Origin of the sequence: Xenorhabdus hominickii (assembly GCF_002632725.1) — a bacterium.
GTDB lineage: Bacteria > Pseudomonadota > Gammaproteobacteria > Enterobacterales > Enterobacteriaceae > Xenorhabdus > Xenorhabdus hominickii.
The window spans coordinates 650,888-675,072 of record NZ_NJAI01000001.1; the positions used below are offsets into that span (position 1 = coordinate 650,888).

A 24,185-nucleotide genomic window follows, 5' to 3' on the forward strand; every position below is an offset into this window, starting at 1 on the left:
TAGGGTCTTGCGAGTGCCCACACAGATTGTCTGATTAAATTGTTAAAGAGCGGGGCAACCGGAGAGGTTCTCCGTGTTGCGAGGCTGCGTATCTTACGCTGTTTGCCTCCGGAGTCAAGCGTTTATTTTTCGCCGGTCTCCGACTGGCGTCTGCGGCGTGTCTCAGCTCGGCGTCGGTCAGTGGTGGCGCATTATAGGGAGTTTTCGGCGCCTGGCAATAGTTTTTTTTGAATTTTATTTTCAAGCGCTTATTTTTTATTCCATTCAATATAAAAACCATCCAATTAGACTAAAATTAAGGCAAATTTTCCCATTGCATGGTGATCCTTTCCTCAATAACATTTCAATTAATTGCTATCTACTCTTACTGTTGAGGTTTTTATGTACAGAGTTTTACGCCAATATCTAAATTTATATCCTCAGATTGGCCAAAAAGTTCTTTTAGACCCTTCTTCTATTGTGATTGGTGATGTCAGATTAGCAAATGACGTAAGTATTTGGCCTCTTGTCGTTATCCGAGGCGATGTAAATTATGTCTCTGTCGGCTCACGTACAAATATTCAAGATGGCTCTGTTTTGCACGTAACGCATAAATCTTCTGATAATCCTGATGGATTCCCACTGATAATCGGAGAAGATGTTACTGTGGGCCATAAAGCGATGTTGCATGGATGCCAGATTGGAAACCGCGTATTAGTCGGTATGGGTTCCATTTTACTTGATGGGGTAATTATTGAAGACGATGTTGTTGTTGGAGCCGGCAGCCTCGTTCCTCCAGGAAAGAAATTAGAGAGTGGTTACCTGTACGTTGGTAGCCCTGTCAAACAAGTGAGAAAACTCAAACCTGAAGAATTAGAAGGGCTACTTTATTCCGCTAATAATTACGCCCGTTGGAAAGACAATTACTTATCGGCACAATCTGAAGGCAAAGAGTAACGTCCCAATTGATCATCATCCCCACTCAAAATAGCTGTTTCAAACTCTTCTTCCAGATCCCAGCGATGTTGACGAAAAAGATCGAGTGGGTGATGAGCTTTTCCATAACGTACAATTAACTCATCAGCACTAATCATACATTCCACCAACAAACCATCAACCATTGCTGGGAATATGACCTTCTTTTCCACCTCATTCCATTCTTCACGGTCAGGAAATTGGATTGCTTGATTCATTCGTATAATTCTCGCCTTAAAACGGTTAATACAGATTCGATCTCAGGAAATACATCATGCCATAGCTCAAAAGCATATGCCGCTTGCCCTACCAACATTCCTAAACCATCAGCTAAGCGTGAGACACCATTTTGCTGAGCAAAACTGAGGAAAGGCGTTAACCCATACTGATAATACATATCGTAACAAACGCTATCGTTGCGGAAAATTAACGGGGATATTTCAGGATTCTGCCCATCAATGCCAGCAGCAGTTGCATTAATAATGATGTCAAACTTTGGTGAGGCGAGGTCTTCCATTTCAACTGCACGAACATCACCTATTAAAGAAAATTTATTCGCAATCACTTGAGCACGTTCAAACGTACGGTTAGTAATAGTGATTGGACATCCCAATGACAATAAAGGCGATAATACTCCTTTCGCAGCACCACCAGCGCCGATAATTAAAATATTTTGCCCACTAGAAATGAAATTGAGCCTTTGTAAATCCACCAATAGCCCTATCCCATCTGTATTATCACCAAGAAGCCGATTTCCATCGATCCGTTTTAATGTATTAACTGCACCACTTATCCTTGCCCGTTCAGTCAATTCATCTGAGTGCTGATAGGCTTTTTCTTTAAAGGGGACGGTGATATTTGCACCTAAACCACCCCGTTCAAAAAAATGATCTAAGGTTTGTTCAAAATGATCTATTGGAGCAAGTACCCGCCCATATTTATGTTCAATGCCCGTATGTTCGGCAAACAATCGATGAATATAAGGTGATTTACTATGTGCTATTGGGTTACCAAAAACCGCGAATCTATCCATCATTTTCTATCCTTGCCGATATAATTTACCCGTTAAAGCATCTCTGATTTCTGATGGCTTTTTGCGTCCCCCAACTTCACCTTCCAAGATCGAAACACGATTTCCAAATTGGCGACGCACTTCTTCTACACTCCGACATGGCTCTAATCCGCTTAAATTTGCACTAGTCGAAACAAGTGGTTTTTCATAAAGAGCACATAACTGCTTAATTAGAGGATGATCCGTAACTCGAACAGCCAAAGAGGAAAACTGCCCTGTCAGCCATTTGGCTGTCGTTTTTTTCGCTGGTATTACCCATGTAACAGGCCCTGGCCAAAAAGAAAATATAGTTTCTTTCTGCATATCATTCAGCTGGTCATCGTCAATATAAGAGCATAATCGCTCATAATTATCAGCAATAAGAATTAGCCCTTTTTCCCAAGGTCGATTCTTCAATGCTAATAATTCTTGTACTGCATTTTCACTATCAGGATCACACCCTAGCCCGAAAACAGCTTCAGTCGGATAGGCAATGATTTTTTCTTCTTTTAAAGCTGTGATCACTTCATCAAATGAAGATGGTATTTCGTTACTCATTTTCTTTTTCAGTTTCATTAAGTTGCCGCTTGTTACACAATTTACTAGCACAAAATAATTTTACGCCTTGGGAAGTTCGCTTTTCTATTAACAGTGGATAGTGACAAAACAGACATTCTCCTAAAGCTGGCTTATTGTTAACCACAAACTGACACTCAGGATAGCGACTACATGCATAAAATGTTTTACCAAAACGAGATTTACGCTGGAGTAATTTTCCTTGTTGGCATTGAGGGCAATTAATGGATGTATCATCAGGTTTATCAATTAATTCTGTATGCTCACATGCAGGATAATGACTACAGCCAATAAACATACCATAGCACCCTTGCCGCAAGACCAGAGTGAAACCACATTTGGGGCACATTTGACCATCCAATTCTTTAACAACATGACCATCTCCCGGCGCTTTCAAAGGACGAAGGTAGTGACAGGACGGATAACTAGAACATGCGTAAAATGGGCCATGAGCTCCATTTCGGATGACTAACTCATCACCACACTCAGGGCAATACTCTGTTTCTTTTCTAGCAAAGGGAACTTTTTTAGACATATCTCACTCGCTGAATACCAGCCACTACAACATGGGAAAAAGCACAAATTAAACAGTTCATATAGTTCGAATCATGTAGTTCTAACATATCCACCAGCAACAGCCACAACTTTTCCCATAAGCTCCAGCTCCAATAGTTTGGTCATAACCTCTGTAACAGGAAGAGAAGAACGTTGAGCGATCACATCAACAGGTGTAGCTTCGTTATTTACGTTAACCAGCACATCCGCAAATGGCAACTCTGTTTGCTCAAATTGTTCTCTCTCTTTTTCTTTATCCTCTCCTTCAATTTTAACCCATTGAAAATAAGCATTAATATGCTCCATAACATCCATCGTACTCGTTGCCAAATAGGCTCCCTGTTTGATTAACCAATGATTACCTTCATTTGAAGGAGTACCCAACGGACCCGGTAATGCAAAGATATCCCGTCCTTGTTCAAGCGCACAACGTGCCGTAATTAAGGAACCGCTGTTTTTATGGGCTTCCACAATCAGAAGACCGAGGCTCAATCCACTAATAATCCTATTTCTTCTTGGAAAATTCTTGGCCTTAGGGGGCGTATTAGGAAAAAACTCAGAAACCAATGCTCCATTTTCTTTAATGCGCATCGCCAAAGCTTGATTCCGACTGGGATAGATATTTTCAAACCCACTCCCAAGTACGGCTATAGTTTTTCCACCTGAATCAAGAGCTGCTTGATGACAGATACTGTCAATACCAATCGCCAGCCCACTGGTTATTATCAGATTATTTTGCGCTAACTCACCAGCAAATATCTTTCCCCACTTTTCACCATAGAAAGTCGCTGCCCTACTACCAACCATTGAAATTTGCTTTTGAGGCAAGGCCGATACATCACCTTCAACAAAAAGCACTAAGGGTGGAGAATGTATCTGTTTTAATAGAGGAGGATAAGCAAGATCAGAAAACGTCAACAAATGATTACCCGGTTGTTCTAACCAATTAAAACAAGAAGACAATGAGGCAGAACTCGCTTTAGTAAACTGCAAGCATTGTGCAGATGACAAACCACATGCTTTAAGAGAGGCTGTACTGCGGTTCTTCGTTTGCAATAGGCGTTTAATAATAGGCATCGCCTTTACTGCTGAAAGATGAGAGACCATTTTCATTCGCAACCATATTTCCATCGCTTCCATATCGTCATCCTGACCTGATTGAGAGTAACATCTGCATGATTAATTTGTGTTCGATACTGTCAATCTAAACGGGAAATGTCTAGAATAGGCGACAATTATCACTCACTTTTTGGATGAAGTTCTAAACATATATGTCAGTTTTACAAGTATTACATTACCCAGACGAGCGGCTTCGCACAGTTGCAAAGCCCGTAGAAAAAGTCGATGCAGAAATCCAGCGTATCATTGATGATATGTTTGAAACGATGTATGCAGAAGAAGGTATCGGTTTAGCAGCAACACAAGTCGATATTCATCAAAGAATTATTGTCATTGATGTCTCTGAAAATCGTGAACAGCGTCTTGTGCTTATTAACCCAGAGCTGGTCAATGAATCGGGTGAAACGGGAATAGAAGAAGGTTGTCTATCTGTTCCTGAGCAACGTGGATTTGTACCACGTTTCGAGCAGGTCAAAATTAAGGCATTGAATTATCACGGCCAGCCGTTTGAATTGGAAGCCGATAGCCTATTGGCAATCTGCATTCAACATGAAATGGATCACTTGGTCGGTAAACTGTTTGTCGATTATTTATCGCCATTGAAACGCCAACGCATCCGTCAGAAAGTTGAAAAAATTGACCGACTGAGAGCTAAAAGCAAATAAATTTTATCATCGCAGGAAATAACAGTGTCTGATTCTTTACGTATTATTTTTGCCGGGAACCCTGATTTCGCGGCTTGCCATTTATCAGGTTTATTAAACTCTAAGCATAAAATTGTTGGAGTACTCACTCGACCAGACAAACCGGCAGGAAGAGGTAAAAAACTGACACCAAGTCCTGTAAAGGTATTGGCTGAAGAACACGATATTCCTGTTTTCCAGCCAAAAACCTTACGCACGGAAGAAAGCCAACAATGGGTCATGGCACAGCAAGCTGATATTATGATCGTAGTTGCCTATGGATTGATTCTTCCTCAATCCGTTTTGGATATACCACGTCTGGGATGCCTGAATGTTCATGGTTCTTTGTTGCCCCGCTGGCGAGGAGCTGCTCCTATCCAACGCTCAATATGGGCTGGAGATAGAGAAACTGGTGTGACAATCATGCAAATGGATGCAGGACTTGATACTGGTGATATGCTGCTGAAAGCAAGTTGCCCAATTACAAATGAAGATACCAGTGCTAGCTTGTATGAAAAACTTGCTGATATAGGCCCAGAAGCCCTACTCGATACCTTAGATTTAATTACATCAGGAAAATGCCAACCTGAAATTCAGGATAGCACTCTGGCAACCTACGCTGAAAAATTGAGTAAAGATGAGGCAAAAGTGGATTGGAATTTACCAGCCATCCAGCTTGAACGTTGTATTCGTGCCTTCAACTCTTGGCCTGTAAGCTTCTTCTTAGTTGATGAGCACCCCATTAAGATCTGGCAAGCAGAAGTCATCACAGAGCAAACTAACCAAGCTCCTGGAACAATTATCAGCGCAGATAAAAAAGGCATTCAAGTTGCAACCACAGATGGAATATTAAATATGACTCAGTTGCAACCACCTGGCAAAAAAGCAATGTCAGCTGCCGATCTCTTAAACTCCAAGCGAGATTGGTTTACACCTGGTCGTAAAATCAACTGATATTAATGCCTGTATGTTATTAACATACAGGCTTCTCCCTATTTATTATGCTGACGAAAGTCGGCTTTTTTGACCATATCATGAAGAATACATATAACCTGCGAAGCATCGCTGCAAAAGCGATCACTCAAGTACTTGATCAAGGGCAATCTCTCAGCACCATCATACCTGAACTGCAACAACGAGTTTCTGACAAAGATAAAGCTCTGTTACAAGAACTCTGTTTCGGTGTTATGAGGGTATTACCTCAACTTGAATGGTTTATTAATCAATTAATGGCAAAACCATTAAAAGGAAAGCAACGTATTTTCCACTACTTAATCATGGTAGGGATATATCAGCTTATTTATACACGTATACCTGCTCATGCTGCACTTGCCGAGACCGTCAATGGTGCTATTGACTTAAAACGCCCACAACTAAAAGGATTAATCAATGGTGTTCTTCGCCAATTTCAGCGTCAACAACAAGAATTAGTCGAACGAGCAAATAATCACATTAATCAGTACTTGCATCCAAAATGGCTATTGGAACGCATTCAAAAAGCCTATCCACAAAGTTGGCAAAATATAGTGGATACCAATAACCAAAAACCGCCTATGTGGTTACGGGTAAACCAACTCCATCATACAGCTAACGAATATCTGACATTACTGAAAGAAGCTAATATAGAAGCAGAACTGGATACTAGCCATCCCAGTGCTGCTCGCCTGCTGACCCCTTGCCCTGTCAATGTATTACCCGGGTTTGACCAAGGTTGGGTAACTATTCAGGATCGCTCTGCCCAAGGGTGTGCTGAACTATTAAACCCGTGCAACGGAGAGTCTATATTAGATCTTTGTGCTGCGCCTGGTGGAAAAACCACACATATTCTTGAAATAGCACCAAAATCGAAGGTGCTCGCTATAGATATTGATACACAAAGAATCAAGCGGGTGAAAGAAAATTTACAGCGACTTAATTTACACGCTGTCGTCAAAACGGGTGATGGTCGTTTGCCACATGAGTGGGCTGCAGATGAGCAATTTGATCGTATTCTCCTTGATGCACCCTGTTCTGCAACAGGAGTCATTCGTCGTCACCCAGACATAAAATGGCTACGCAGAAATGAAGATATTGATCAATTGGTTATATTACAATCTGATATTCTTGAAGCTATTTGGCCGTACTTAAAGAAAAATGGTACGTTGGTTTATGCAACCTGTTCAATTTTGCCTGAAGAAAATAGTGAACAAATTCAATCATTTTTAGAACGTCATACAGATGCCACATTATCGGAAACAGGCACTCTGGAAAACCCAGGAATACAAATCATCCCAGAAGCAATAGGTGGCGATGGTTTCTTTTATGCCCGACTAACTAAGCAGTAGAATAATTCCCTCGCTCCCATTGGACGAGGGAATTTTCATAATTTTGCTAGAATAGCAAGAATAGAAAGACGGCTTCTAATCAAGAAGAGAATGCTATGAAGATAATTATTCTGGGCGCAGGCCAGGTTGGTGGAACATTAGCTGAAAATTTGGTTGATGAAAACAATGATATTACTGTCGTTGATACCGATACAGATCGTTTACGCCAGTTACAGGATAAGTTCGATCTCCGAGTTGTAAATGGCCATGGTTCCCACCCTAAGGTATTGAGGGAGGCAGGAGCTGAAGATGCAGATATGCTGGTAGCTGTCACTAATTCAGATGAAACCAACATGATTGCATGCCAAATAGCTTATTCCCTATTCAACACACCTAATAAAGTTGCAAGGATACGCTCATCAGAGTATATCCGAGAATCAGACAAACTATTCCAACCTGATGATATTCCTATTGATTATCTAATATCACCCGAGCAACTGGTAATTGACTATATCTATAAATTGATTCAATACCCAGGGGCATTACAAGTTGTCAATTTTGCAGAAGGCCGAGTCAGTATAGTCGCAGTAAAAGCCTATTATGGTGGTTCACTCGTGGGTAACGCCTTATCCTCACTTCGAGAACATATGCCACATATAGATAGCAAAGTTGCGGCTATATTTCGCCAAGATCGTCCAATTAGGCCGCAAGGCTCCACAATTATTGAAGCTGGAGACGAAGTATTCTTCGTTGCTGCATCACAACATATCAGAGCTGTGATGAGTGAATTACAGCGTCTTGAAAAACCATATAAACGCATCATGATTGTCGGAGGGGGCAATGTAGGTGCAGGCTTAGCCTTACGGCTTGAAAAAGATTACAGTGTTAAATTAATTGAGCATAACCAAGAAAGGGCCATTGAATTAGCTGAATTATTACACGATACCATCGTATTCTATGGAGATGCATCAGACCAAGAATTGCTCGCCGAAGAACATATTGAGCAGGTTGATGTCTTTATCGCATTAACAAACGATGATGAAGCCAATATTATGTCAGCTATGCTTGCAAAGAGAATGGGAGCTAAAAAAGCAATGGTTCTTATTCAACGCAGTGCATATGTTGATTTGGTGCAAGGCGGGGTCATTGATATTGCTATTTCACCTCAACAAGCAACCGTCTCGGCACTGCTTGGTCATGTACGCAAAGCAGATATTGTCAGTGTATTTTCATTGAGACGAGGCGTTGCTGAAGCTATCGAAGCTATCGCTCATGGTGATGAACATACTTCAAAAGTGGTTGGGCGTAAAATAGGTGACATCAAGCTACCACCAGGAACGACGATTGGGGCGATTGTCCGTAGTGAAGAAGTCATCATTGCTAATGATTACAGCATCATTCAGCAGGGTGATCATGTGATTATGTTTATTACTGATAAAAAATACGTTCCTGAGGTAGAAAAACTTTTTCAACCAAGCCCTTTCTTCCTCTAAGAAACATCAGATTCAACACTATTAGACTAGGATTATTGGTTTAATAAACTAGAAGGCCAATGATAACAACTTGAAGAAATTATTATCATTGGCCTCCCAGCCTTTACCTTCACCATGTTTTTCTTTACGATTATAACTTCCTTTACCTTTTTTGTTTTTTTCTACTCTCTGCCTAAATAAAGGGTCATGTAATAGGGCCTCTATAGCATTGTCTTTGATAACACCTTTTTTATGACGGTATGTAGTCATAATAACCTCCAAAAATAGTTTATTGATTAAAAACAGTACGATTGTACCCTTGACATCTGGAATAATAAAGAAAAATTATTTATTCGTTGCCCCTTCTTCCAAAATTTCTAATATAGAACAATATGTGCTGGCATGAGCACTACCACAGCACGCATCACTCAACATCTTCAGAGAATCACGCATCTTTTTCATTTCCAATAATTTTTTTTCAACTTCTTGAAGTCTAGAATCAACGATATGTTTTGATTCTTGACATGTGTGATGTTCAGGATCAACTCGAATAGACAATAGCTCTACAATCGCTTCCAGTGTAAAACCTAATTGTTTTGCATAACGAATAAAACGTAATCGTTGTAAATCTTGCTCTGAATAAAGCCTATAACCGCCTTCCGTTCTTTCTCCATGGATCATCAATCCCTGCTTTTCATAAAAGCGGATCGTGTCAGGTATAACATTTGCTAATTTAGCCAACTGACCAATACGATACATAAGAGGTAGTCCTATCAAATAGAAATAAAAAGATAAAACCAATACTACCAGAATAGATTAAGATATCACCCAAACAGGGAAAAATTTGCGGATTAGATTAACAGATGGAAAGCGAGAACGTGATTATCGGAATGAATTAAACAGCAATAAAAAACCGGGATATTACCCGGCTTTTTATGCTTCTACAGATTACTCTGCAGATGCTGCTTCTGTCTGAGACTCAGCGGCACGGTCAACAAGCTCGATGTATGCCATCGGTGCATTGTCGCCAGCACGGAAGCCACACTTCAGAATACGAGTGTAACCACCTGCACGGCTCGCAAAACGCGGGCCCAGTTCATTAAACAATTTTGCCACGATCTCGTTATCACGAGTACGGGCGAATGCCAGACGACGATTAGCTACGTTGTCGGTCTTGGCAAGAGTAATCAGCGGCTCAACGACGCGACGCAGTTCTTTCGCTTTAGGCAGAGTCGTCTTGATGATTTCATGACGAACCAAAGAACCTGCCATGTTACGGAACATAGCTTGGCGATGGCTGCTGTTGCGGTTCAATTGACGACCACTCTTACGATGGCGCATGACCTTATCCTTCTCAGTAAAACCTTAACCTGTGATCTAGTTATTCATCAGCAATACTTGCTGGTGGCCAGTTTTCCAAGCGCATGCCCAGAGAAAGTCCACGAGAAGCCAGTACGTCTTTAATCTCAGTAAGAGATTTTTTACCTAGGTTAGGTGTCTTAAGTAACTCAACCTCGGTACGCTGTACCAGATCACCGATGTAGTGGATAGCTTCTGCTTTAAGGCAGTTAGCAGAGCGGACAGTCAATTCCAGATCGTCAACAGGGCGCAGCAGGATCGGATCAAACTCTGGCTTCTCTTCTTTAACTTCTGGTTGACGTACGTCACGTAAGTCAACAAAAGCTTCCAGTTGTTCAGCCAGGATGGTAGCTGCACGGCGAATCGCTTCTTCAGGATCGATTGTACCGTTAGTCTCCATCTCGATAACCAGCTTATCCAAGTCAGTACGCTGTTCTACGCGAGCTGCTTCAACATTGTAGGCAATACGCTCTACTGGGCTATAGCAAGCATCTACTAACAAACGACCGATAGGGCGCTCATCTTCTTCCGAATGAATTCGGGCAGAAGCCGGCACATAACCACGACCACGCTGAACTTTAATACGCATGCTAATGGAAGCGCTTTCGTCAGTCAGATGGCAGATTACGTGCTGCGGCTTGACGATTTCGACATCACCATCATGGATGATGTCGGCTGCAGTCACAGGGCCAATGCCAGATTTATTCAAGGTAAGGATAACTTCATCTTTGCCCTGAACTTTCACCGCCAGCCCTTTCAGATTGAGGAGAATCTCCAGGATATCTTCCTGTACACCTTCTTTGGTGCTGTACTCATGCAGTACACCATCAATCTCAACCTCAGTCACCGCACAACCCGGCATAGACGAAAGCAGAATACGGCGCAGTGCGTTGCCAAGAGTATGGCCAAAGCCACGCTCTAATGGCTCAAGGGTCACCTTGGCGTGCGTCGAACTGACTTGCTCGATATCTACCAGGCGCGGTTTTAGAAACTCTGTCACAGAACCCTGCATTGTGTCCTCTCTTTGGTGCTAAGCTTTACTTAGAGTAAAGCTCGACGATCAGGTGTTCGTTAATGTCAGCGGATAGATCAGTACGTTCAGGGATACGTTTGAACATACCTTCCATCTTCGCAGCATCAACTTCCAACCAAGTTGGTTTCTCACGCTGCTCAGCCAGCTCTAAGGCTGCTTTAATGCGAGCCTGCTTCTTCGCTTTTTCACGAACGCTGACTACGTCATTCGGGGATACCTGATAAGAAGCAATGTTAACAACACGACCATTTACCATGATAGCCTTGTGGCTTACCATCTGACGTGATTCAGCACGAGTTGCGCCAAAACCCATACGATAAACGACGTTATCTAAGCGACTTTCCAGCAGATTCAGCAGGTTCTCACCTGTGTTGCCTTTCAGACGAGTTGCTTCTTTATAGTAGTTACGGAATTGACGCTCCAGAACACCGTAAATACGACGAACTTTTTGTTTTTCACGTAACTGAACACCATAGTCAGACAGACGCGGTTTACGTGCGCCGTGCTGGCCTGGTGCTTGTTCTAATTTACACTTGGTGTCAATCGCGCGAACGCCAGACTTCAGGAAAAGGTCTGTACCCTCGCGACGGCTCAGCTTGAGCTTAGGACCCAAATATCTTGCCATTTTCTTTCTCCAACAATCCTAAAAACGCAAACGTATTAAACGCGACGTTTTTTCGGTGGGCGACAACCGTTATGAGGGATCGGAGTCACATCAGTAATATTAGTGATGCGGAAACCAGCCGCATTTAATGCGCGGATAGTTGACTCACGGCCAGGACCAGGTCCTTTAACCATAACTTCCAGGTTCTTGATTCCGTATTCTTTTACTGCTTCAGCACAGCGTTCTGCTGCAACCTGAGCCGCGAACGGAGTAGATTTACGAGAACCACGGAAACCGGAACCACCAGCAGTTGCCCAACCCAATGCATTACCCTGACGATCAGTAATAGTAACAATGGTGTTGTTGAAAGAAGCATGGATATGAGCCACACCGTCAGAGACTTGTTTTCTTACACGCTTACGTGCACGAATAGGTGCCTTTGCCATTATTCAATACCCCGATTATTTCTTGATCGGCTTACGCGGACCCTTACGGGTACGTGCATTGGTCTTAGTACGCTGACCGCGAACTGGCAGACCACGACGATGACGCAAACCACGATAGCAACCAAGGTCCATCAGACGTTTGATACTCAGGGTTACTTCACGACGCAAATCACCTTCTACAACGTATTTGGCAACTTCGTCACGCAGCTTGTCAATTTGCTCTTCAGACAGCTCACTGATCTTAACATTTTCAGCAATGCCCGCAGCTACACAGATCGCCTGTGAGCGGGTTTTACCGATGCCGTAAATCGAAGTTAATGCGATTACGGTATGTTTCTGATCAGGAATGTTAATGCCTGCTATACGGGCCACTATGCACTCCTACAATATTTATTCACTGCAACACCATTCTGAAAAGCCCGTTTTCAGGATACTCAAATAATGTTGCTGTCAGATAAAAAGATTGGCTGGCTAATTTAGCCAGCTCAACCCAACTTTGCAAGAAAAATATGCGATTAATTAGCCTTGGCGCTGTTTGTGCTTAGGCTCTGCACTGCAAATCACACGAACGATACCGTTACGTTTAACGATTTTGCAGTTGCGGCATAATTTCTTGACGGAAGCACGAACTTTCATTTTTACTCTCCGTAACTTCTCAAGCAAACCGATTAGCGGTTATACCCTTTCAGGTTTGCCTTCTTCAATGCAGACTCATACTGACTCGACATCATCAGAGTTTGCACTTGAGCCATAAAGTCCATGATGACGACAACTACGATAAGCAGGGAAGTACCACCAAAATAGAATGGAACTTTCATTGCATCACGCATGAACTCCGGGATTAAGCAGATAAAAGTAATATATAACGCGCCAACTAAGGTCAGACGAGTCATTACTTTATCAATATACTTAGCCGTTTGCTCTCCCGGACGAATTCCTGGTACAAATGCACCGGACTTCTTCAGGTTATCTGCTGTTTCTCTTGGATTGAACACCAAAGCAGTGTAGAAGAAACAGAAGAAGATGATTGCAGCTGCGTATAATAACACATAAAGCGGTTGACCTGGCTGCAAGTACATAGAAATAGTTGTCAGCCAATTCCAGCCTGTTCCACCACCAAACCAAGAGGCAATGGTACCAGGGAACAAAATAATACTGGAAGCAAAAATAGCAGGGATAACCCCAGCCATGTTTACTTTCAACGGTAAATGCGTACTTTGTGCCGCATAAACTCTACGACCTTGTTGACGTTTAGCATAGTTAACAACGATACGACGTTGACCACGCTCCATGAAAACAACGAAGAAAGTTACGGCAAACACTAATACTGCAACCAACAGCAACAGGAGGAAGTGCAGGTCGCCTTGCCGAGCTTGCTCGATGGTGTGACCTATTGCAGGCGGTAAACCAGCAACGATACCAGCAAAGATTATGATCGAAATACCGTTACCGATACCTCTCTCAGTAATCTGCTCACCTAACCACATCAAGAACATAGTTCCTGTGACCAGACTTACAACAGCCGTGAAATAGAATCCAAAGCCAGGATCAATAACCAGACCTTGCATTCCAGGCATTTTAGGCAATCCAGTAGCAATACCGATTGACTGAAATATTGCCAGCACTAATGTGCCATAACGGGTGTACTGACTGATCTTACGGCGACCAGCTTCCCCTTCCTTCTTAATCTCTGCTAAACGCGGATTAACCACAGTTAGCAACTGGATAATGATAGATGCCGAAATATACGGCATTATACCCAGAGCAAAGATAGAAGCACGGCTTAAAGCACCACCAGAGAACATATTAAACATTTCAATGATGGTGCCCCTTTGCTGTTCGAGCAATTTGGCAAGCACAGTGGCATCAATACCAGGGATTGGAATAAAAGAGCCAATACGGAAAACAATTAGAGCTCCAATAACAAACAAAAGTCTGCGCTTTAACTCGCCTAATCCGCCTTTAGCACTCTGAAAATCTAATCCTGGTTGTTTAGCCATCTGTTACTTATTCCTCAATTTTACCGCCAGCAGCTTCAATTGCAGCACGGGCGCCTTTAGTAACACGCAAGCCACGCACAGTTACTGCGCGATTGACTTCGCCAGAAAGCATTACTTTTGCGAACTCAATTTGAGGGCCAATAATGTTAGCAGCTTTCAGTGCATTCAGATCGATAACATCGCCTTCAACACGTGCAAAATCAGACAGACGAATCTCTGCAGTGATCATTGCTTTACGTGAAGTAAAACCAAATTTTGGCAGACGACGGTATAAAGGCATCTGACCGCCTTCAAAACCACGACGAACACCACCGCCAGAACGAGATTTCTGACCTTTGTGGCCACGACCGCCGGTTTTACCTAGGCCTGAACCGATACCACGACCTACACGTTTAGGAGCGTGCTTGGCACCTTCAGCCGGAGACAGAGTATTTAAGCGCATCTGTTACTCCTCAACTTTAACCATATAGGAAACCAAGTTGACCATACCGCGAACAGCTGGTGTATCTTCACGCTCAACGGTATGACCAATGCGACGCAGACCTAAACCAGTCAGAGTTGCCTTATGTTTAGGCAAACGACCAATTGAGCTGCGAACTTGAGTGATTTTAATAGTCTTAGCCATGGTCATTACCCCAGAATTTCTTCGACGGACTTGCCACGCTTAGCTGCGACCATTTCTGGAGACTTCATGCTGTCTAAAGCATCCAGAGTTGCACGAACCACATTAATCGGGTTAGTGGAACCGTAGGTTTTAGCCAGTACGTTACGAACTCCAGCCACTTCCAGAACAGCACGCATCGCACCACCGGCGATGATACCTGTACCTTCGTGAGCAGGCTGCATGAACACGCGAGAACCGGTGTGTGAGCCCTTCACTGGATGGTACAAAGTGCCGCTATTCAGTGCGACGGTTTTCATATTGCGACGTGCTTTTTCCATCGCTTTCTGGATCGCTGCCGGAACTTCGCGTGCTTTGCCGTAGCCAAAACCAACGCGACCGTTACCATCACCAACTACAGTCAATGCTGTAAAGCTGAAAATACGGCCACCTTTAACGGTTTTAGATACGCGGTTTACCGCGATCAGCTTTTCCTGCAGTTCGCCAGCTTGTTTTTCGATGTGAGCCATCTTACACCTCTACCTTAGAACTGAAGGCCAGCTTCACGGGCAGCATCTGCCAGTGCCTGGACTCTACCATGATATTGGAAACCAGAACGGTCAAAAGATACATCTTTAATACCTTTTTCCAGAGCACGTTCAGCAACAATTTTACCAACTAATGCTGCGGCTTCTTTGTTTCCAGTAAATTTCAGTTGTTCACTGATAGCTTTTTCTATTGTAGAAGCGGCCACCAGAGTTTCAGAACCATTTGGTGCGATAACCTGCGCATAAATATGGCGAGGGGTACGGTGTACCACCAGGCGAGTTGCACCCAGTTCCTGGAGCTTGCGGCGTGCGCGGGTCGCACGACGGATACGAGCTGCTTTCTTATCCATAGTGTTACCTTACTTCTTCTTAGCCTCTTTGGTACGCACGACTTCATCGGCGTAACGAACACCTTTGCCTTTATATGGCTCAGGACGACGATAGGCACGCAGATCTGCCGCAACTTGACCAATCACCTGCTTATCAGCACCTTTCAGTACGATTTCAGTTTGTGATGGGCATTCCGCAGTTATGCCTGCTGGCAGCTGATGTTCAACCGGATGCGAGAAGCCTAAAGACAAGCTAACTGCATTGCCTTTAACTGCTGCACGGTAACCAACACCCACCAGTTGAAGCTTCTTAGTGAAGCCTTCGTTAACACCGATCACCATTGCATTCAGCAAAGAACGAGTTGTACCCGCCTGTGCCCAAGCATCTGCAAAACCTTCGCGTGGAGCGAAAGTCAGTTGGCTATCTGCATGTTTAACTTCAACTGCGTTGTGGATTGTACGACTTAGCTCGCCGTTTTTACCCTTAATCGAAATAACCTGACCGTTGAGTTTAACCTCTACGCCGGCAGGAATGACGACGGGTGCTTTTGCAACACGAGACATTCTTTCCTCCCGAATTAAGCTACGTAGCAGAGAATCTCGCCACCCAGACCAGCCTGGCGAGCTGCACGATCAGTCATAACACCTTTAGAGGTAGAAACAACAGCGATACCCAGACCAGCCATAACTTGTGGCAGCTCATCTTTTTTCTTATAGATGCGCAGACTTGGGCGGCTTACACGCTGAATGCTTTCTACGACAGCCTTACCTTGGAAATATTTCAATGTTACTTCCAGTTCTGGCTTGATGTCGCCTTCGATTTTAAAATCTTCAATGTAACCTTCTTCCTTCAGCACGTTGGCAATTGCCACTTTCAGCTTAGAGGAAGGCATGGTGACCGCAACTTTGTTCGCGGCCTGACCGTTACGGATACGGGTCAGCATATCCGCGATCGGATCTTGCATGCTCATCTGTCTTTACTCCCGTGATTCTATTGGTGACAATTACCAGCTAGCCTTTTTAAGGCCCGGGATTTCACCGCGCATAGCGGCTTCACGGACTTTAATACGACTCAACCCAAACTTCCGCAAAAATGCATGCGGACGCCCAGTTTGACGACAGCGATTACGCTGACGGCAAGGGCTGGAATCACGTGGCAGTGTTTGCAGCTTAAGAACAGCATCCCAACGGTCTTCGTCAGATGCGTTTACATCAGAGATGATCGCTTTCAGTTCAACGCGTTTTGCGAAGAATTTCTCAGCTAATTTCGCACGTTTTACATCACGCGCTTTCATTGATTGCTTAGCCATGAATACCCTGCCTTACTTGCGGAACGGGAAGTTAAACGCAACTAACAGTGCGCGGCCTTCATCATCAGATTTCGCAGTAGTGGTGATAGTAATATCTAGACCACGTACACGATCCACTTTATCGTAATCGATTTCAGGGAAGATGATTTGCTCACGAACACCCATGCTGTAGTTGCCACGACCATCGAATGATTTAGCGGACAAACCGCGGAAGTCACGAATACGTGGTACAGCAATATAGATCAGGCGTTCAAAGAACTCCCACATGCGTTCGCCACGCAGGGTTACTTTACAGCCGATTGGATAGCCCTGACGGATTTTGAAGCCTGCAACTGATTTGCGTGCTTTGGTGATCAATGGTTTCTGACCAGAGATTGCTGTCAAATCGGCTGCTGCATTATCCAGCAGTTTTTTGTCAGCGATCGCTTCACCAACACCCATGTTCAGGGTGATCTTCTCGACCCGAGGGACTTGCATGACAGAATGGTAACCAAACTGAGTCATCAGTTTCTGGACTACCTCGCCTTTGTAGTAATCATGCAGTTTCGCCATCGTATACTCCAAATTACTTGATAGTTTCGCTATTAGATTTGAAGAAACGAACTTTTTTGCCGTCTTCGAATCTAAAACCTACACGGTCAGCCTTGCCGGTTACTGCATTGAAGATTGCAACGTTAGAAACATTAATAGCTGCTTCTTTTTCAACGATGCCACCTGGTTGATTCAGTGCCGGAACTGGCTTCTGATGTTTTTTAACCAGATTGATACCTTCAACGATAATTTTACCAGAAGAAAGAACCTGTTTTACTTTACCGCGTTTACCTTTGTCTTTACCGGTCAACACGATAATTTCGTCATCACGACGGATTTTCGCTGCCATTGCCTGCTCCTTAGAGTACTTCAGGTGCCAGAGAGATAATTTTCATGAACTTTTCATTACGAAGTTCACGAGTTACCGGCCCAAAAATACGCGTACCGATAACCTGCTCACTATTGTTGTTCAACAATACGCAAGAGTTGCTATCGAAGCGAATGACAGAACCGTCCGGGCGACGAACACCCTTCTTGGTGCGCACCACTACCGCTTTCAGGACATCACCTTTTTTCACTTTACCTCGAGGAATCGCTTCCTTGATAGTGATCTTGATGATATCACCGACATGTGCGTAGCGACGGTGCGAGCCACCTAGAACCTTGATACACATTACGCGACGTGCACCGGAGTTGTCGGCCACGTTCAGCATAGTCTGTTCTTGGATCATTTTAGTGCTCCGCTAAATGTCAACTACTACTGAGCTACTTTAATTTTTAAAGAAGCCGTTTCAATATCCCATACTACGAGGGCGGGGCATTATAACACCACAACTTCGCGATGGACAGAAAAATAAACGGCCCCGTTATTTTTGGGCCGTTTATTTCGTACGAGATAACGCCCTATTATAGAACCGCTTTCTCTAAAACGCGAACTAAGGCCCAAGATTTAGTCTTAGACAGTGGACGTGTTTCGCGGATTTCCACGACATCACCAGTTCCACATTCATTGTTCTCGTCATGTACGTGCAATTTGGTCGTACGCTTGATGAATTTACCATACAGTGGGTGTTTCACCTTACGTTCAATAGCAACCACAATGGATTTTTCCATTTTGTCGCTAATAACACGACCTTGCAGAGTACGGATTTTATCGGTCATTACGCACCCGCCTTCTCAGTCAGTAAAGTCTTAACGCGTGCAATATTACGACGCACTTGTTTCAACAGGTGAGACTGTTGCAGCTGGCCACTTGCCGCCTGCATACGTAGATTGAATTGCTCACGTAACAGGTTCAGCAGCTCAGTGTTCAGCTCTTCAACGCTTTTTTCGCGCAGCTCTTGTGCTTTCATTACATCACCGTCTTAGTTACAAAGGTGGTTTTGATAGGCAGTTTCGCTGCCGCCAGCTTGAACGCTTCACGAGCCAGCTCTTCAGGCACACCGTCCATTTCATACAGGACTTTACCGGGCTGGATCAAGGCAACCCAGTATTCTACGTTACCTTTACCTTTACCCATACGCACTTCGAGTGGCTTTTCGGTGATAGGTTTGTCTGGGAACACACGAATCCAGATTTTACCTTGACGCTTAATTGCACGGGTCATAGCACGACGTGCCGCTTCGATCTGACGAGCAGTCAGACGACCACGGCCCACAGCTTTAAGACCGAAAGTGCCGAAGCTAACATCCGCACCTGCAGCCAGACCGCGGTTGCGGCCTTTGTGCACTTTACGGAATTTCGTACGCTTTGGTTGTAACATCAGCGACTCTCCTTACTTGCGGCCTTTACGCTGCTGCTTTTTAGGTTGAGCAGCTGGTTTTTCCGCCTGTTCAACTGCAGCCATACCACCCAGGATCTCACCTTTGAAGATCCATACCTTAACGCCGATTACACCATAAGTGGTGTGCGCTTCTGAAGTATTGTAATCGATGTCCGCACGCAGAGTGTGCAGAGGTACACGACCTTCACGATACCATTCAGTACGCGCGATTTCAGCACCGCCCAGACGGCCACTTACTTCCACTTTGATGCCTTTAGCGCCCAGACGCATAGCGTTCTGTACAGCACGCTTCATAGCACGGCGGAACATAACTCGACGTTCCAGCTGCGAGCTGATGCTGTCAGCAACCAGTTTTGCGTCCAATTCAGGTTTACGCACTTCGGCAATATTAATCTGCGCAGGAACGCCAGCGATATCCGCTACAGCCTTACGCAGTTTTTCAACATCTTCACCTTTTTTACCGATTACAATACCTGGACGAGCAGTGTGAATGGTCACACGGATGCTTTTCGCAGGACGTTCGATAACGATACGTGAAATAGATGCTTTAGCCAGTTCTTTGTTCAAGTACTGGCGAACTTTAAAGTCACTGTCCAGGTTGTCAGCGAATTCTTTGGTATTCGCATACCAGGTAGAGTTCCAAGGTTTGACAATCCCCAGACGAATACCATTAGGATGTACTTTCTGACCCATTGCTAGTCTCCAGAGTCTCAGCGATCGGACACAACCACAGTAATGTGGCTGGTGCGCTTCAAGATACGATCTGCGCGGCCTTTGGCACGAGGCATAATACGCTTCATAGTTGGGCCTTCGTCTACGAAAATCTTCGTGACTTTCAGATCATCGATGTCAGCGCCATCGTTGTGTTCTGCGTTAGCAATAGCAGACTCAAGTACTTTCTTCACTAAACCAGCAGCTTTCTTGTTGGTATAGGTCAGAGTTTCCAGAGCTTGCGACACTTTCTTACCGCGGATCAGGTCAGCCACAAGGCGAACCTTCTGAGCAGAAGAACGAGCGTGGCGATGTTTAGCGATAGTTTCCATCTCTTCCTCCTACCTTAGCGCTTTTTAGCCTTTTTATCGGCCGCATGGCCGCGATAAGTACGGGTCGGCGCGAATTCACCCAGTTTGTGTCCAACCATTTCGTCGGAAACAAAAACTGGAACATGCTGACGACCATTATGGACAGCGATGGTCAAACCGATCATGTTAGGAAAGATCGTTGAACGACGGGACCAAGTCTTAATAGGCTTTTTGTCTCCGCTTTCCACCGCTTTCTCTACCTTCTTCAGCAAGTGCAGGTCAATAAATGGACCTTTCTTGAGAGAACGTGGCATGGTTTATCCTCTAATTATTTTTTAGAACGGCGGCGTACTATGTATTGATCAGTACGTTTGTTGCTACGGGTCTTCTTACCTTTGGTCTGAATGCCCCATGGAGTTACAGGGTGCTTACCAAAGTTACGACCTTCACCACCACCATGTGGATGGTCTACTGGGTTCATCGCCGTACCACGAACGGTAGGACGGATACCACGCCAGCGGCTTGCACCAGCTTTACCCAGAACGCGCAGCATGTGTTCTGCATTACCAACTTCACCTAAAGTAGCGCGACAGTCAGCCAGTACTTTACGCATTTCACCAGAACGCAGACGCAGAGTTACATAAGAACCATCACGTGCAACGATCTGAGCATAAGTACCTGCTGAACGAGCCAGCTGACCACCTTTCCCAGGTTTCATTTCTATGTTATGAACAGTAGAACCAACTGGGATATTGCGCATTGGCAGAGCGTTACCCGCCTTGATTGCTGAATCAGCACCAGACTGGATTTGATCACCTGCTTTCAAGCCTTTAGGCGCAAGGATATAACGACGCTCACCGTCTTTATACAGAACCAAAGCGATGTTTGCTGAACGGTTTGGATCATATTCCAGACGTTCAACAACAGCAGGGATACCATCTTTGTTACGTTTAAAGTCAACCAGACGATAATGCTGTTTATGGCCACCACCGATGTGACGAGTGGTAATACGACCATTGTTGTTACGACCACCGGTTTTGTTGTTTTTTTCTAACAACGGAGCATAAGGCTTACCCTTATGCAGCTCAGGGTTAACCACTTTAACAACGTGGCGACGGCCCGGAGACGTAGGTTTACATTTAACAATTGCCATTGTTCTTTACTCCTCCGACTTACTCAGCGCCGCCAACGAAGTCCAAATTTTGGCCTTCTTTCAAAGTGACGTAAGCTTTTTTCCAGTCGCTACGACGACCAACACGCTGACCGTGGCGTTTAACTTTACCTTTAACCAGCAAAGTGTTTACACCTTCAACTTCAACTTCGAACAGTTTCTGTACGGCAGCTTTGATCTCTGCTTTAGTCGCGTCTTTCGCAACTTTGAGAACGATGGTATTAGTTTTTTCCATCGCTGTAGAAGCTTTTTCAGATACATGCGGCGCGCGCAGTACTTTCAGCAGACGTTCTTCACGGATCATGCCAGCATCTCCTCAACTTGCTTCACAGCTTCAGCAGTCATAACCACTTTGTCGAAGGCGATCAGGCTTACTGGGTCGATACCTGCAGCATCACGAACGTCGATCTTATACAGGTTACGAGCTGCTAAGAACAAGTTCTCATCAACTTCGCCAGTAACGATCAGCACGTCTTCCAGAGCCATTTCTTTCAGTTTCTGTACCAGCAACTTAGTTTTAGGTGCTTCAACAGAGAACTTCTCGACAACGATCAGACGATCTTGACGCACCAGTTCAGACAAGATGCTTTTCAAAGCACCACGGTACATCTTTTTATTAACTTTTTGACTGTGGTCCTGTGGCTTCGCTGCGAAAGTTACACCACCAGAGCGCCAAATTGGGCTCTTAATAGAACCAGAACGCGCACGGCCAGTGCCTTTCTGACGCCATGGTTTTTTACCTGAACCAGAAACTTCAGCACGAGTTTTCTGAGCACGAGTACCTTGACGAGCACCAGCTGCATACGCAACAACTACTTGATGCACAAGCGCTTCATTGAAATCACGCCCGAAGGTAGTTTCGGAAACAGTCAGCGCGCTTTGCGCGTCTTTCATTACCAATTCCATTCCTATCTCCTCGACGTTACGCCTTGACAGCCGGTTTTACGATCAGGTTACTGTTCGTTGCACCTGGAACAGCACCTTTGACCAGCAGCAGGTTACGCTCAGCGTCAACACGTACTACATCCAAGCTCTGAACAGTTACACGTTCATTACCCAGTTGGCCTGCCATTTTCTTGCCTTTAAACACTTTGCCCGGAGTCTGGTTCTGACCGATAGAACCCGGAACACGGTGAGACAAGGAGTTACCATGTGTAGCATCCTGAGTACGGAAGTTCCAGCGCTTAACAGTACCCGCGAAACCTTTACCTTTAGATGTACCAGTAACGTCGACTTTTTTAACGTCAGCGAAAATTTCAACGCTAATGCTTTGACCTACAGTGAATTCAGAACCGTCTTCTGGCAGACGGAATTCACGCAGGATGCGGCCAGCTTCTACGCCAGCTTTAGCGAAATGACCTGCTTCAGATTTATTAACGCGGTTAGCTTTTTTGCTACCAGTCGTTACCTGAATTGCATTATAACCGTCAGTCTCTTTGTTTTTAACTTGAGTTACACGGTTATTTTCGATTTCGATAACAGTTACAGGGATTGAAACGCCATCTTCAGTGAAGATGCGAGTCATACCCACTTTTTTACCGACTAAACCAATCATTGTTTCAACCTCTCAATCGTTCAATGACCTGATTAACCCAGGCTGATCTGCACATCTACACCGGCAGCCAGATCCAGACGCATCAGAGCATCAACGGTTTTCTCGGTTGGCTCAACGATGTCAACCAGACGTTTGTGAGTGCGAATTTCGTACTGATCACGCGCATCTTTGTTAACGTGCGGAGAAATCAGAACGGTAAAGCGCTCTTTACGAGTCGGCAGCGGGATCGGACCACGAACCTGCGCACCAGTGCGCTTAGCGGTCTCTACGATTTCCGCAGTTGATTGATCGATCAAACGATGATCAAATGCTTTCAGGCGGATACGGATTCTTTGGTTCTGCATGAGACCAGAGCTCCAACTATTTTATAAACGTAAATGATCACTACTCACACCCATTTCGATTGATGGGGGAGCGTAATCGTTCAATGTATAACCCCCATATCGGGAGTATTTTAAATGGCGGTAATTTACCGCTCATTACTGATAACATCAGTCCTATCACTGTAGTAGTGTAGGTAAGCTCACGCATTATACGTAAATCTATCAGCAATGCAAGATAAGGATGAAATCTATTCAAAAAGTATTAGGTGGGATAAATAAGGAAGAGAAAACGCCCTATAATAGATTTACAGAGCGTTAATATCGTATTTATTATTCTTCAACGAGTTGCGCATGTATGTAATGACTAATTCCCATTTTGTTGAGTAGATCTTGCTGGGTTTCCAACCAGTCTATGTGATTTTCTTCATCAGCAAGGACTTCTATCATCAAGTCCCGGCTAACATAGTCATGAACTGAATCTGCATATGCAATTGCTTCTCTTAGATCCTTTGCACCACGTAACTCTAAATCTAGATCAGATTGCAGCATTTCTTCCACGTCTTCCCCAATGTTAAGCTTGCCCAAATCTTGTAGATTTGGTATGCCTTCCAAAAAGAGAATACGCTCGATAAACTTATCTGCATGCTTCATCTCATCTATAGATTCACGATACTCGACTTCATTTAAACGCATCAATCCCCAATTTTTAAACATTCGGGCGTGTAAAAAGTACTGATTGATGGCGACAAGCTCATTACCAAGGAGTTTGTTCAAATATGCAATTATCTTTTTATCACCTTTCATAGTAAGTTCCTCCGCTTCCAGTCACCACAGTGTAGTACTAATTGAGCAGAGTA

General features: G+C 44.2%; 41 protein-coding genes. 5 read left to right on the forward strand and 36 right to left on the reverse strand.

What is annotated here, in order from left to right:
- The first annotated feature begins 381 nt into the window (after positions 1–381).
- A complete protein-coding gene (locus Xhom_RS02835; protein WP_069317313.1) occupies positions 382–936 on the forward strand; it encodes a gamma carbonic anhydrase family protein in 555 nt (184 codons plus the stop codon).
- On the opposite strand, the gene Xhom_RS02840 is transcribed toward Xhom_RS02835, so the two are convergent.
- The 5 genes from Xhom_RS02840 to dprA all read right to left on the reverse strand — a co-directional run bounded on the left by Xhom_RS02840 (position 903) and on the right by dprA (position 4,276).
- A complete protein-coding gene (locus tag Xhom_RS02840) occupies positions 903–1,172 on the reverse strand; it encodes a DUF1488 family protein (protein WP_069317314.1) in 270 nt (89 codons plus the stop codon). The genes Xhom_RS02835 and Xhom_RS02840 overlap by 34 nt on opposite strands.
- Entirely contained in the window at positions 1,169–1,987 is an 819-nt protein-coding gene (aroE, locus tag Xhom_RS02845; protein ID WP_069318514.1) for a shikimate dehydrogenase, read from the reverse strand. Before aroE ends, Xhom_RS02840 begins: the two co-directional genes overlap by 4 nt.
- A gap of 6 nt (positions 1,988–1,993) precedes the next feature.
- Positions 1,994–2,563 (reverse strand): L-threonylcarbamoyladenylate synthase type 1 TsaC, encoded by a 570-nt coding sequence (gene tsaC, locus Xhom_RS02850; protein ID WP_069318513.1) that lies wholly within the window; start codon positions 2,561–2,563, stop codon positions 1,994–1,996.
- Positions 2,556–3,116: a DNA topoisomerase family protein gene (locus Xhom_RS02855; RefSeq protein ID WP_069317315.1), complete on the reverse strand. Its 561-nt coding sequence runs from the start codon at positions 3,114–3,116 to the stop codon at positions 2,556–2,558. Before Xhom_RS02855 ends, tsaC begins: the two co-directional genes overlap by 8 nt.
- A gap of 71 nt (positions 3,117–3,187) precedes the next feature.
- Positions 3,188–4,276: a DNA-protecting protein DprA gene (dprA, locus tag Xhom_RS02860; protein WP_069317316.1), complete on the reverse strand. Its 1,089-nt coding sequence runs from the start codon at positions 4,274–4,276 to the stop codon at positions 3,188–3,190.
- A gap of 131 nt (positions 4,277–4,407) precedes the next feature.
- Between dprA and def the strand changes: the two genes are divergently transcribed.
- From def to trkA, 4 genes are all read left to right on the forward strand, one after another.
- Entirely contained in the window at positions 4,408–4,920 is a 513-nt protein-coding gene (gene def, locus Xhom_RS02865; protein WP_069317317.1) for a peptide deformylase, read from the forward strand.
- Positions 4,921–4,944: 24 nt separating this feature from the next.
- Positions 4,945–5,892 (forward strand): methionyl-tRNA formyltransferase, encoded by a 948-nt coding sequence (fmt, locus tag Xhom_RS02870; protein WP_069317318.1) that lies wholly within the window; start codon positions 4,945–4,947, stop codon positions 5,890–5,892.
- Between the two features lie 80 nt (positions 5,893–5,972).
- The gene (rsmB, locus tag Xhom_RS02875; RefSeq protein ID WP_069318515.1) at positions 5,973–7,262 is read left to right on the forward strand and encodes a 16S rRNA (cytosine(967)-C(5))-methyltransferase RsmB; all 1,290 of its coding nucleotides are present in this window, start codon (positions 5,973–5,975) and stop codon (positions 7,260–7,262) included.
- A gap of 95 nt (positions 7,263–7,357) precedes the next feature.
- Positions 7,358–8,734 (forward strand): Trk system potassium transporter TrkA, encoded by a 1,377-nt coding sequence (gene trkA, locus Xhom_RS02880; protein ID WP_069317319.1) that lies wholly within the window; start codon positions 7,358–7,360, stop codon positions 8,732–8,734.
- A gap of 48 nt (positions 8,735–8,782) precedes the next feature.
- On the opposite strand, the gene Xhom_RS02885 is transcribed toward trkA, so the two are convergent.
- The 31 genes from Xhom_RS02885 to bfr all read right to left on the reverse strand — a co-directional run bounded on the left by Xhom_RS02885 (position 8,783) and on the right by bfr (position 24,132).
- The gene (locus Xhom_RS02885; RefSeq protein ID WP_069317320.1) at positions 8,783–8,983 is read right to left on the reverse strand and encodes an alternative ribosome-rescue factor A; all 201 of its coding nucleotides are present in this window, start codon (positions 8,981–8,983) and stop codon (positions 8,783–8,785) included.
- A 75-nt stretch (positions 8,984–9,058) separates the two neighbouring features.
- Positions 9,059–9,472: a Zn(2+)-responsive transcriptional regulator gene (gene zntR / locus Xhom_RS02890; RefSeq protein WP_069317321.1), complete on the reverse strand. Its 414-nt coding sequence runs from the start codon at positions 9,470–9,472 to the stop codon at positions 9,059–9,061.
- Between the two features lie 189 nt (positions 9,473–9,661).
- Complete coding sequence (gene rplQ / locus Xhom_RS02895) at positions 9,662–10,054, reverse strand: 50S ribosomal protein L17 (protein WP_069317322.1); 393 nt, start codon at positions 10,052–10,054, stop codon at positions 9,662–9,664.
- A gap of 40 nt (positions 10,055–10,094) precedes the next feature.
- On the reverse strand, positions 10,095–11,084 hold the full coding sequence (locus Xhom_RS02900; RefSeq protein WP_038269634.1) for a DNA-directed RNA polymerase subunit alpha: 990 nt from the start codon (positions 11,082–11,084) through the stop codon (positions 10,095–10,097).
- Positions 11,085–11,109: 25 nt separating this feature from the next.
- Entirely contained in the window at positions 11,110–11,730 is a 621-nt protein-coding gene (gene rpsD / locus Xhom_RS02905; protein WP_069317323.1) for a 30S ribosomal protein S4, read from the reverse strand.
- A 35-nt stretch (positions 11,731–11,765) separates the two neighbouring features.
- Entirely contained in the window at positions 11,766–12,155 is a 390-nt protein-coding gene (rpsK, locus tag Xhom_RS02910) for a 30S ribosomal protein S11 (RefSeq protein WP_002919257.1), read from the reverse strand.
- Between the two features lie 15 nt (positions 12,156–12,170).
- Positions 12,171–12,527, reverse strand: a complete 357-nt coding sequence (rpsM, locus tag Xhom_RS02915; protein ID WP_038269629.1) for a 30S ribosomal protein S13 — start codon at positions 12,525–12,527, stop codon at positions 12,171–12,173.
- A gap of 147 nt (positions 12,528–12,674) precedes the next feature.
- Complete coding sequence (rpmJ, locus tag Xhom_RS02920; protein WP_012768118.1) at positions 12,675–12,791, reverse strand: 50S ribosomal protein L36; 117 nt, start codon at positions 12,789–12,791, stop codon at positions 12,675–12,677.
- 32 nt (positions 12,792–12,823) lie between these two features.
- The gene (secY, locus tag Xhom_RS02925) at positions 12,824–14,155 is read right to left on the reverse strand and encodes a preprotein translocase subunit SecY (protein ID WP_069317324.1); all 1,332 of its coding nucleotides are present in this window, start codon (positions 14,153–14,155) and stop codon (positions 12,824–12,826) included.
- Positions 14,156–14,162: 7 nt separating this feature from the next.
- Entirely contained in the window at positions 14,163–14,597 is a 435-nt protein-coding gene (gene rplO, locus Xhom_RS02930; protein ID WP_069317325.1) for a 50S ribosomal protein L15, read from the reverse strand.
- Positions 14,598–14,600: 3 nt separating this feature from the next.
- Positions 14,601–14,780: a 50S ribosomal protein L30 gene (gene rpmD / locus Xhom_RS02935; protein ID WP_008913894.1), complete on the reverse strand. Its 180-nt coding sequence runs from the start codon at positions 14,778–14,780 to the stop codon at positions 14,601–14,603.
- Between the two features lie 5 nt (positions 14,781–14,785).
- Entirely contained in the window at positions 14,786–15,286 is a 501-nt protein-coding gene (rpsE, locus tag Xhom_RS02940; protein WP_045968057.1) for a 30S ribosomal protein S5, read from the reverse strand.
- 14 nt (positions 15,287–15,300) lie between these two features.
- A complete protein-coding gene (gene rplR, locus Xhom_RS02945) occupies positions 15,301–15,654 on the reverse strand; it encodes a 50S ribosomal protein L18 (protein WP_069317326.1) in 354 nt (117 codons plus the stop codon).
- Positions 15,655–15,663: 9 nt separating this feature from the next.
- On the reverse strand, positions 15,664–16,197 hold the full coding sequence (gene rplF, locus Xhom_RS02950) for a 50S ribosomal protein L6 (RefSeq protein WP_069317327.1): 534 nt from the start codon (positions 16,195–16,197) through the stop codon (positions 15,664–15,666).
- Positions 16,198–16,211: 14 nt separating this feature from the next.
- Complete coding sequence (gene rpsH, locus Xhom_RS02955; RefSeq protein ID WP_069317328.1) at positions 16,212–16,604, reverse strand: 30S ribosomal protein S8; 393 nt, start codon at positions 16,602–16,604, stop codon at positions 16,212–16,214.
- Between the two features lie 33 nt (positions 16,605–16,637).
- The gene (gene rpsN, locus Xhom_RS02960) at positions 16,638–16,943 is read right to left on the reverse strand and encodes a 30S ribosomal protein S14 (RefSeq protein WP_045960140.1); all 306 of its coding nucleotides are present in this window, start codon (positions 16,941–16,943) and stop codon (positions 16,638–16,640) included.
- A gap of 12 nt (positions 16,944–16,955) precedes the next feature.
- Positions 16,956–17,495 (reverse strand): 50S ribosomal protein L5, encoded by a 540-nt coding sequence (gene rplE / locus Xhom_RS02965; RefSeq protein ID WP_069317329.1) that lies wholly within the window; start codon positions 17,493–17,495, stop codon positions 16,956–16,958.
- Positions 17,496–17,508: 13 nt separating this feature from the next.
- The gene (rplX, locus tag Xhom_RS02970; RefSeq protein WP_069317330.1) at positions 17,509–17,823 is read right to left on the reverse strand and encodes a 50S ribosomal protein L24; all 315 of its coding nucleotides are present in this window, start codon (positions 17,821–17,823) and stop codon (positions 17,509–17,511) included.
- Between the two features lie 10 nt (positions 17,824–17,833).
- Entirely contained in the window at positions 17,834–18,205 is a 372-nt protein-coding gene (rplN, locus tag Xhom_RS02975; protein WP_069317331.1) for a 50S ribosomal protein L14, read from the reverse strand.
- A 175-nt stretch (positions 18,206–18,380) separates the two neighbouring features.
- Positions 18,381–18,635, reverse strand: a complete 255-nt coding sequence (rpsQ, locus tag Xhom_RS02980; protein ID WP_069317332.1) for a 30S ribosomal protein S17 — start codon at positions 18,633–18,635, stop codon at positions 18,381–18,383.
- Complete coding sequence (gene rpmC / locus Xhom_RS02985; protein ID WP_010847484.1) at positions 18,635–18,826, reverse strand: 50S ribosomal protein L29; 192 nt, start codon at positions 18,824–18,826, stop codon at positions 18,635–18,637. The genes rpsQ and rpmC overlap by 1 nt, the downstream gene beginning before the upstream one ends.
- Positions 18,826–19,236 carry a 50S ribosomal protein L16 gene (gene rplP, locus Xhom_RS02990; protein WP_012990491.1) on the reverse strand — a complete coding sequence of 137 codons (411 nt, stop codon included), beginning with the start codon at positions 19,234–19,236 and terminating at the stop codon, positions 18,826–18,828. The genes rpmC and rplP overlap by 1 nt, the downstream gene beginning before the upstream one ends.
- A gap of 12 nt (positions 19,237–19,248) precedes the next feature.
- Positions 19,249–19,950: a 30S ribosomal protein S3 gene (rpsC, locus tag Xhom_RS02995; protein WP_069317333.1), complete on the reverse strand. Its 702-nt coding sequence runs from the start codon at positions 19,948–19,950 to the stop codon at positions 19,249–19,251.
- 17 nt (positions 19,951–19,967) lie between these two features.
- Positions 19,968–20,300 carry a 50S ribosomal protein L22 gene (rplV, locus tag Xhom_RS03000; RefSeq protein ID WP_010847481.1) on the reverse strand — a complete coding sequence of 111 codons (333 nt, stop codon included), beginning with the start codon at positions 20,298–20,300 and terminating at the stop codon, positions 19,968–19,970.
- A 14-nt stretch (positions 20,301–20,314) separates the two neighbouring features.
- On the reverse strand, positions 20,315–20,593 hold the full coding sequence (rpsS, locus tag Xhom_RS03005) for a 30S ribosomal protein S19 (protein ID WP_011148791.1): 279 nt from the start codon (positions 20,591–20,593) through the stop codon (positions 20,315–20,317).
- A 14-nt stretch (positions 20,594–20,607) separates the two neighbouring features.
- On the reverse strand, positions 20,608–21,432 hold the full coding sequence (gene rplB / locus Xhom_RS03010; RefSeq protein WP_069317334.1) for a 50S ribosomal protein L2: 825 nt from the start codon (positions 21,430–21,432) through the stop codon (positions 20,608–20,610).
- A gap of 19 nt (positions 21,433–21,451) precedes the next feature.
- Positions 21,452–21,754, reverse strand: a complete 303-nt coding sequence (gene rplW / locus Xhom_RS03015; protein ID WP_069317335.1) for a 50S ribosomal protein L23 — start codon at positions 21,752–21,754, stop codon at positions 21,452–21,454.
- Positions 21,751–22,356 (reverse strand): 50S ribosomal protein L4, encoded by a 606-nt coding sequence (rplD, locus tag Xhom_RS03020; RefSeq protein WP_069317336.1) that lies wholly within the window; start codon positions 22,354–22,356, stop codon positions 21,751–21,753. The genes rplW and rplD overlap by 4 nt, the downstream gene beginning before the upstream one ends.
- 16 nt (positions 22,357–22,372) lie before the next feature.
- Complete coding sequence (gene rplC, locus Xhom_RS03025) at positions 22,373–23,005, reverse strand: 50S ribosomal protein L3 (RefSeq protein WP_069317337.1); 633 nt, start codon at positions 23,003–23,005, stop codon at positions 22,373–22,375.
- Between the two features lie 32 nt (positions 23,006–23,037).
- Positions 23,038–23,349, reverse strand: a complete 312-nt coding sequence (rpsJ, locus tag Xhom_RS03030) for a 30S ribosomal protein S10 (RefSeq protein WP_001181005.1) — start codon at positions 23,347–23,349, stop codon at positions 23,038–23,040.
- A gap of 309 nt (positions 23,350–23,658) precedes the next feature.
- The gene (gene bfr / locus Xhom_RS03035) at positions 23,659–24,132 is read right to left on the reverse strand and encodes a bacterioferritin (protein WP_069317338.1); all 474 of its coding nucleotides are present in this window, start codon (positions 24,130–24,132) and stop codon (positions 23,659–23,661) included.
- Positions 24,133–24,185: the final 53 nt, after the last annotated feature.

Bases quoted from the DNA above. Each gene is read 5' to 3' on its own strand.
- secY (WP_069317324.1), bottom strand. From the start codon at position 14,155: ATGGCTAAACAACCAGGATTAGATTTTCAGAGTGCTAAAGGCGGATTA.
- Xhom_RS02900 (WP_038269634.1), bottom strand. From the start codon at position 11,084: ATGCAGGGTTCTGTGACAGAGTTTCTAAAACCGCGCCTGGTAGATATC.
- aroE (WP_069318514.1), bottom strand. From the start codon at position 1,987: ATGGATAGATTCGCGGTTTTTGGTAACCCAATAGCACATAGTAAATCA.
- Xhom_RS02840 (WP_069317314.1), bottom strand. From the start codon at position 1,172: ATGAATCAAGCAATCCAATTTCCTGACCGTGAAGAATGGAATGAGGTG.
- Xhom_RS02835 (WP_069317313.1), top strand. From the start codon at position 382: ATGTACAGAGTTTTACGCCAATATCTAAATTTATATCCTCAGATTGGC.
- rplV (WP_010847481.1), bottom strand. From the start codon at position 20,300: ATGGAAACTATCGCTAAACATCGCCACGCTCGTTCTTCTGCTCAGAAG.
- tsaC (WP_069318513.1), bottom strand. From the start codon at position 2,563: ATGAGTAACGAAATACCATCTTCATTTGATGAAGTGATCACAGCTTTA.
- rpsC (WP_069317333.1), bottom strand. From the start codon at position 19,950: ATGGGTCAGAAAGTACATCCTAATGGTATTCGTCTGGGGATTGTCAAA.
- rpsK (WP_002919257.1), bottom strand. From the start codon at position 12,155: ATGGCAAAGGCACCTATTCGTGCACGTAAGCGTGTAAGAAAACAAGTC.
- bfr (WP_069317338.1), bottom strand. From the start codon at position 24,132: ATGAAAGGTGATAAAAAGATAATTGCATATTTGAACAAACTCCTTGGT.
- rpsJ (WP_001181005.1), bottom strand. From the start codon at position 23,349: ATGCAGAACCAAAGAATCCGTATCCGCCTGAAAGCATTTGATCATCGT.
- rplD (WP_069317336.1), bottom strand. From the start codon at position 22,356: ATGGAATTGGTAATGAAAGACGCGCAAAGCGCGCTGACTGTTTCCGAA.
- rplX (WP_069317330.1), bottom strand. From the start codon at position 17,823: ATGGCAGCGAAAATCCGTCGTGATGACGAAATTATCGTGTTGACCGGT.
- rpmC (WP_010847484.1), bottom strand. From the start codon at position 18,826: ATGAAAGCACAAGAGCTGCGCGAAAAAAGCGTTGAAGAGCTGAACACT.
- rpsE (WP_045968057.1), bottom strand. From the start codon at position 15,286: ATGGCTCACATCGAAAAACAAGCTGGCGAACTGCAGGAAAAGCTGATC.
- rpsQ (WP_069317332.1), bottom strand. From the start codon at position 18,635: ATGACCGATAAAATCCGTACTCTGCAAGGTCGTGTTATTAGCGACAAA.
- rplN (WP_069317331.1), bottom strand. From the start codon at position 18,205: ATGATCCAAGAACAGACTATGCTGAACGTGGCCGACAACTCCGGTGCA.
- rpsN (WP_045960140.1), bottom strand. From the start codon at position 16,943: ATGGCTAAGCAATCAATGAAAGCGCGTGATGTAAAACGTGCGAAATTA.
- rpmJ (WP_012768118.1), bottom strand. From the start codon at position 12,791: ATGAAAGTTCGTGCTTCCGTCAAGAAATTATGCCGCAACTGCAAAATC.
- Xhom_RS02885 (WP_069317320.1), bottom strand. From the start codon at position 8,983: ATGACTACATACCGTCATAAAAAAGGTGTTATCAAAGACAATGCTATA.
- dprA (WP_069317316.1), bottom strand. From the start codon at position 4,276: ATGGAAGCGATGGAAATATGGTTGCGAATGAAAATGGTCTCTCATCTT.
- rpsS (WP_011148791.1), bottom strand. From the start codon at position 20,593: ATGCCACGTTCTCTCAAGAAAGGTCCATTTATTGACCTGCACTTGCTG.
- rplF (WP_069317327.1), bottom strand. From the start codon at position 16,197: ATGTCTCGTGTTGCAAAAGCACCCGTCGTCATTCCTGCCGGCGTAGAG.
- Xhom_RS02855 (WP_069317315.1), bottom strand. From the start codon at position 3,116: ATGTCTAAAAAAGTTCCCTTTGCTAGAAAAGAAACAGAGTATTGCCCT.
- rplC (WP_069317337.1), bottom strand. From the start codon at position 23,005: ATGATTGGTTTAGTCGGTAAAAAAGTGGGTATGACTCGCATCTTCACT.
- rplW (WP_069317335.1), bottom strand. From the start codon at position 21,754: ATGATCCGTGAAGAACGTCTGCTGAAAGTACTGCGCGCGCCGCATGTA.
- rplB (WP_069317334.1), bottom strand. From the start codon at position 21,432: ATGGCAATTGTTAAATGTAAACCTACGTCTCCGGGCCGTCGCCACGTT.
- def (WP_069317317.1), top strand. From the start codon at position 4,408: ATGTCAGTTTTACAAGTATTACATTACCCAGACGAGCGGCTTCGCACA.
- rpsD (WP_069317323.1), bottom strand. From the start codon at position 11,730: ATGGCAAGATATTTGGGTCCTAAGCTCAAGCTGAGCCGTCGCGAGGGT.
- rplP (WP_012990491.1), bottom strand. From the start codon at position 19,236: ATGTTACAACCAAAGCGTACGAAATTCCGTAAAGTGCACAAAGGCCGC.
- rsmB (WP_069318515.1), top strand. From the start codon at position 5,973: ATGAAGAATACATATAACCTGCGAAGCATCGCTGCAAAAGCGATCACT.
- zntR (WP_069317321.1), bottom strand. From the start codon at position 9,472: ATGTATCGTATTGGTCAGTTGGCTAAATTAGCAAATGTTATACCTGAC.
- rplQ (WP_069317322.1), bottom strand. From the start codon at position 10,054: ATGCGCCATCGTAAGAGTGGTCGTCAATTGAACCGCAACAGCAGCCAT.
- rplR (WP_069317326.1), bottom strand. From the start codon at position 15,654: ATGGATAAGAAAGCAGCTCGTATCCGTCGTGCGACCCGCGCACGCCGC.
- rplE (WP_069317329.1), bottom strand. From the start codon at position 17,495: ATGGCGAAACTGCATGATTACTACAAAGGCGAGGTAGTCCAGAAACTG.
- rplO (WP_069317325.1), bottom strand. From the start codon at position 14,597: ATGCGCTTAAATACTCTGTCTCCGGCTGAAGGTGCCAAGCACGCTCCT.
- rpsH (WP_069317328.1), bottom strand. From the start codon at position 16,604: ATGAGCATGCAAGATCCGATCGCGGATATGCTGACCCGTATCCGTAAC.
- rpmD (WP_008913894.1), bottom strand. From the start codon at position 14,780: ATGGCTAAGACTATTAAAATCACTCAAGTTCGCAGCTCAATTGGTCGT.
- trkA (WP_069317319.1), top strand. From the start codon at position 7,358: ATGAAGATAATTATTCTGGGCGCAGGCCAGGTTGGTGGAACATTAGCT.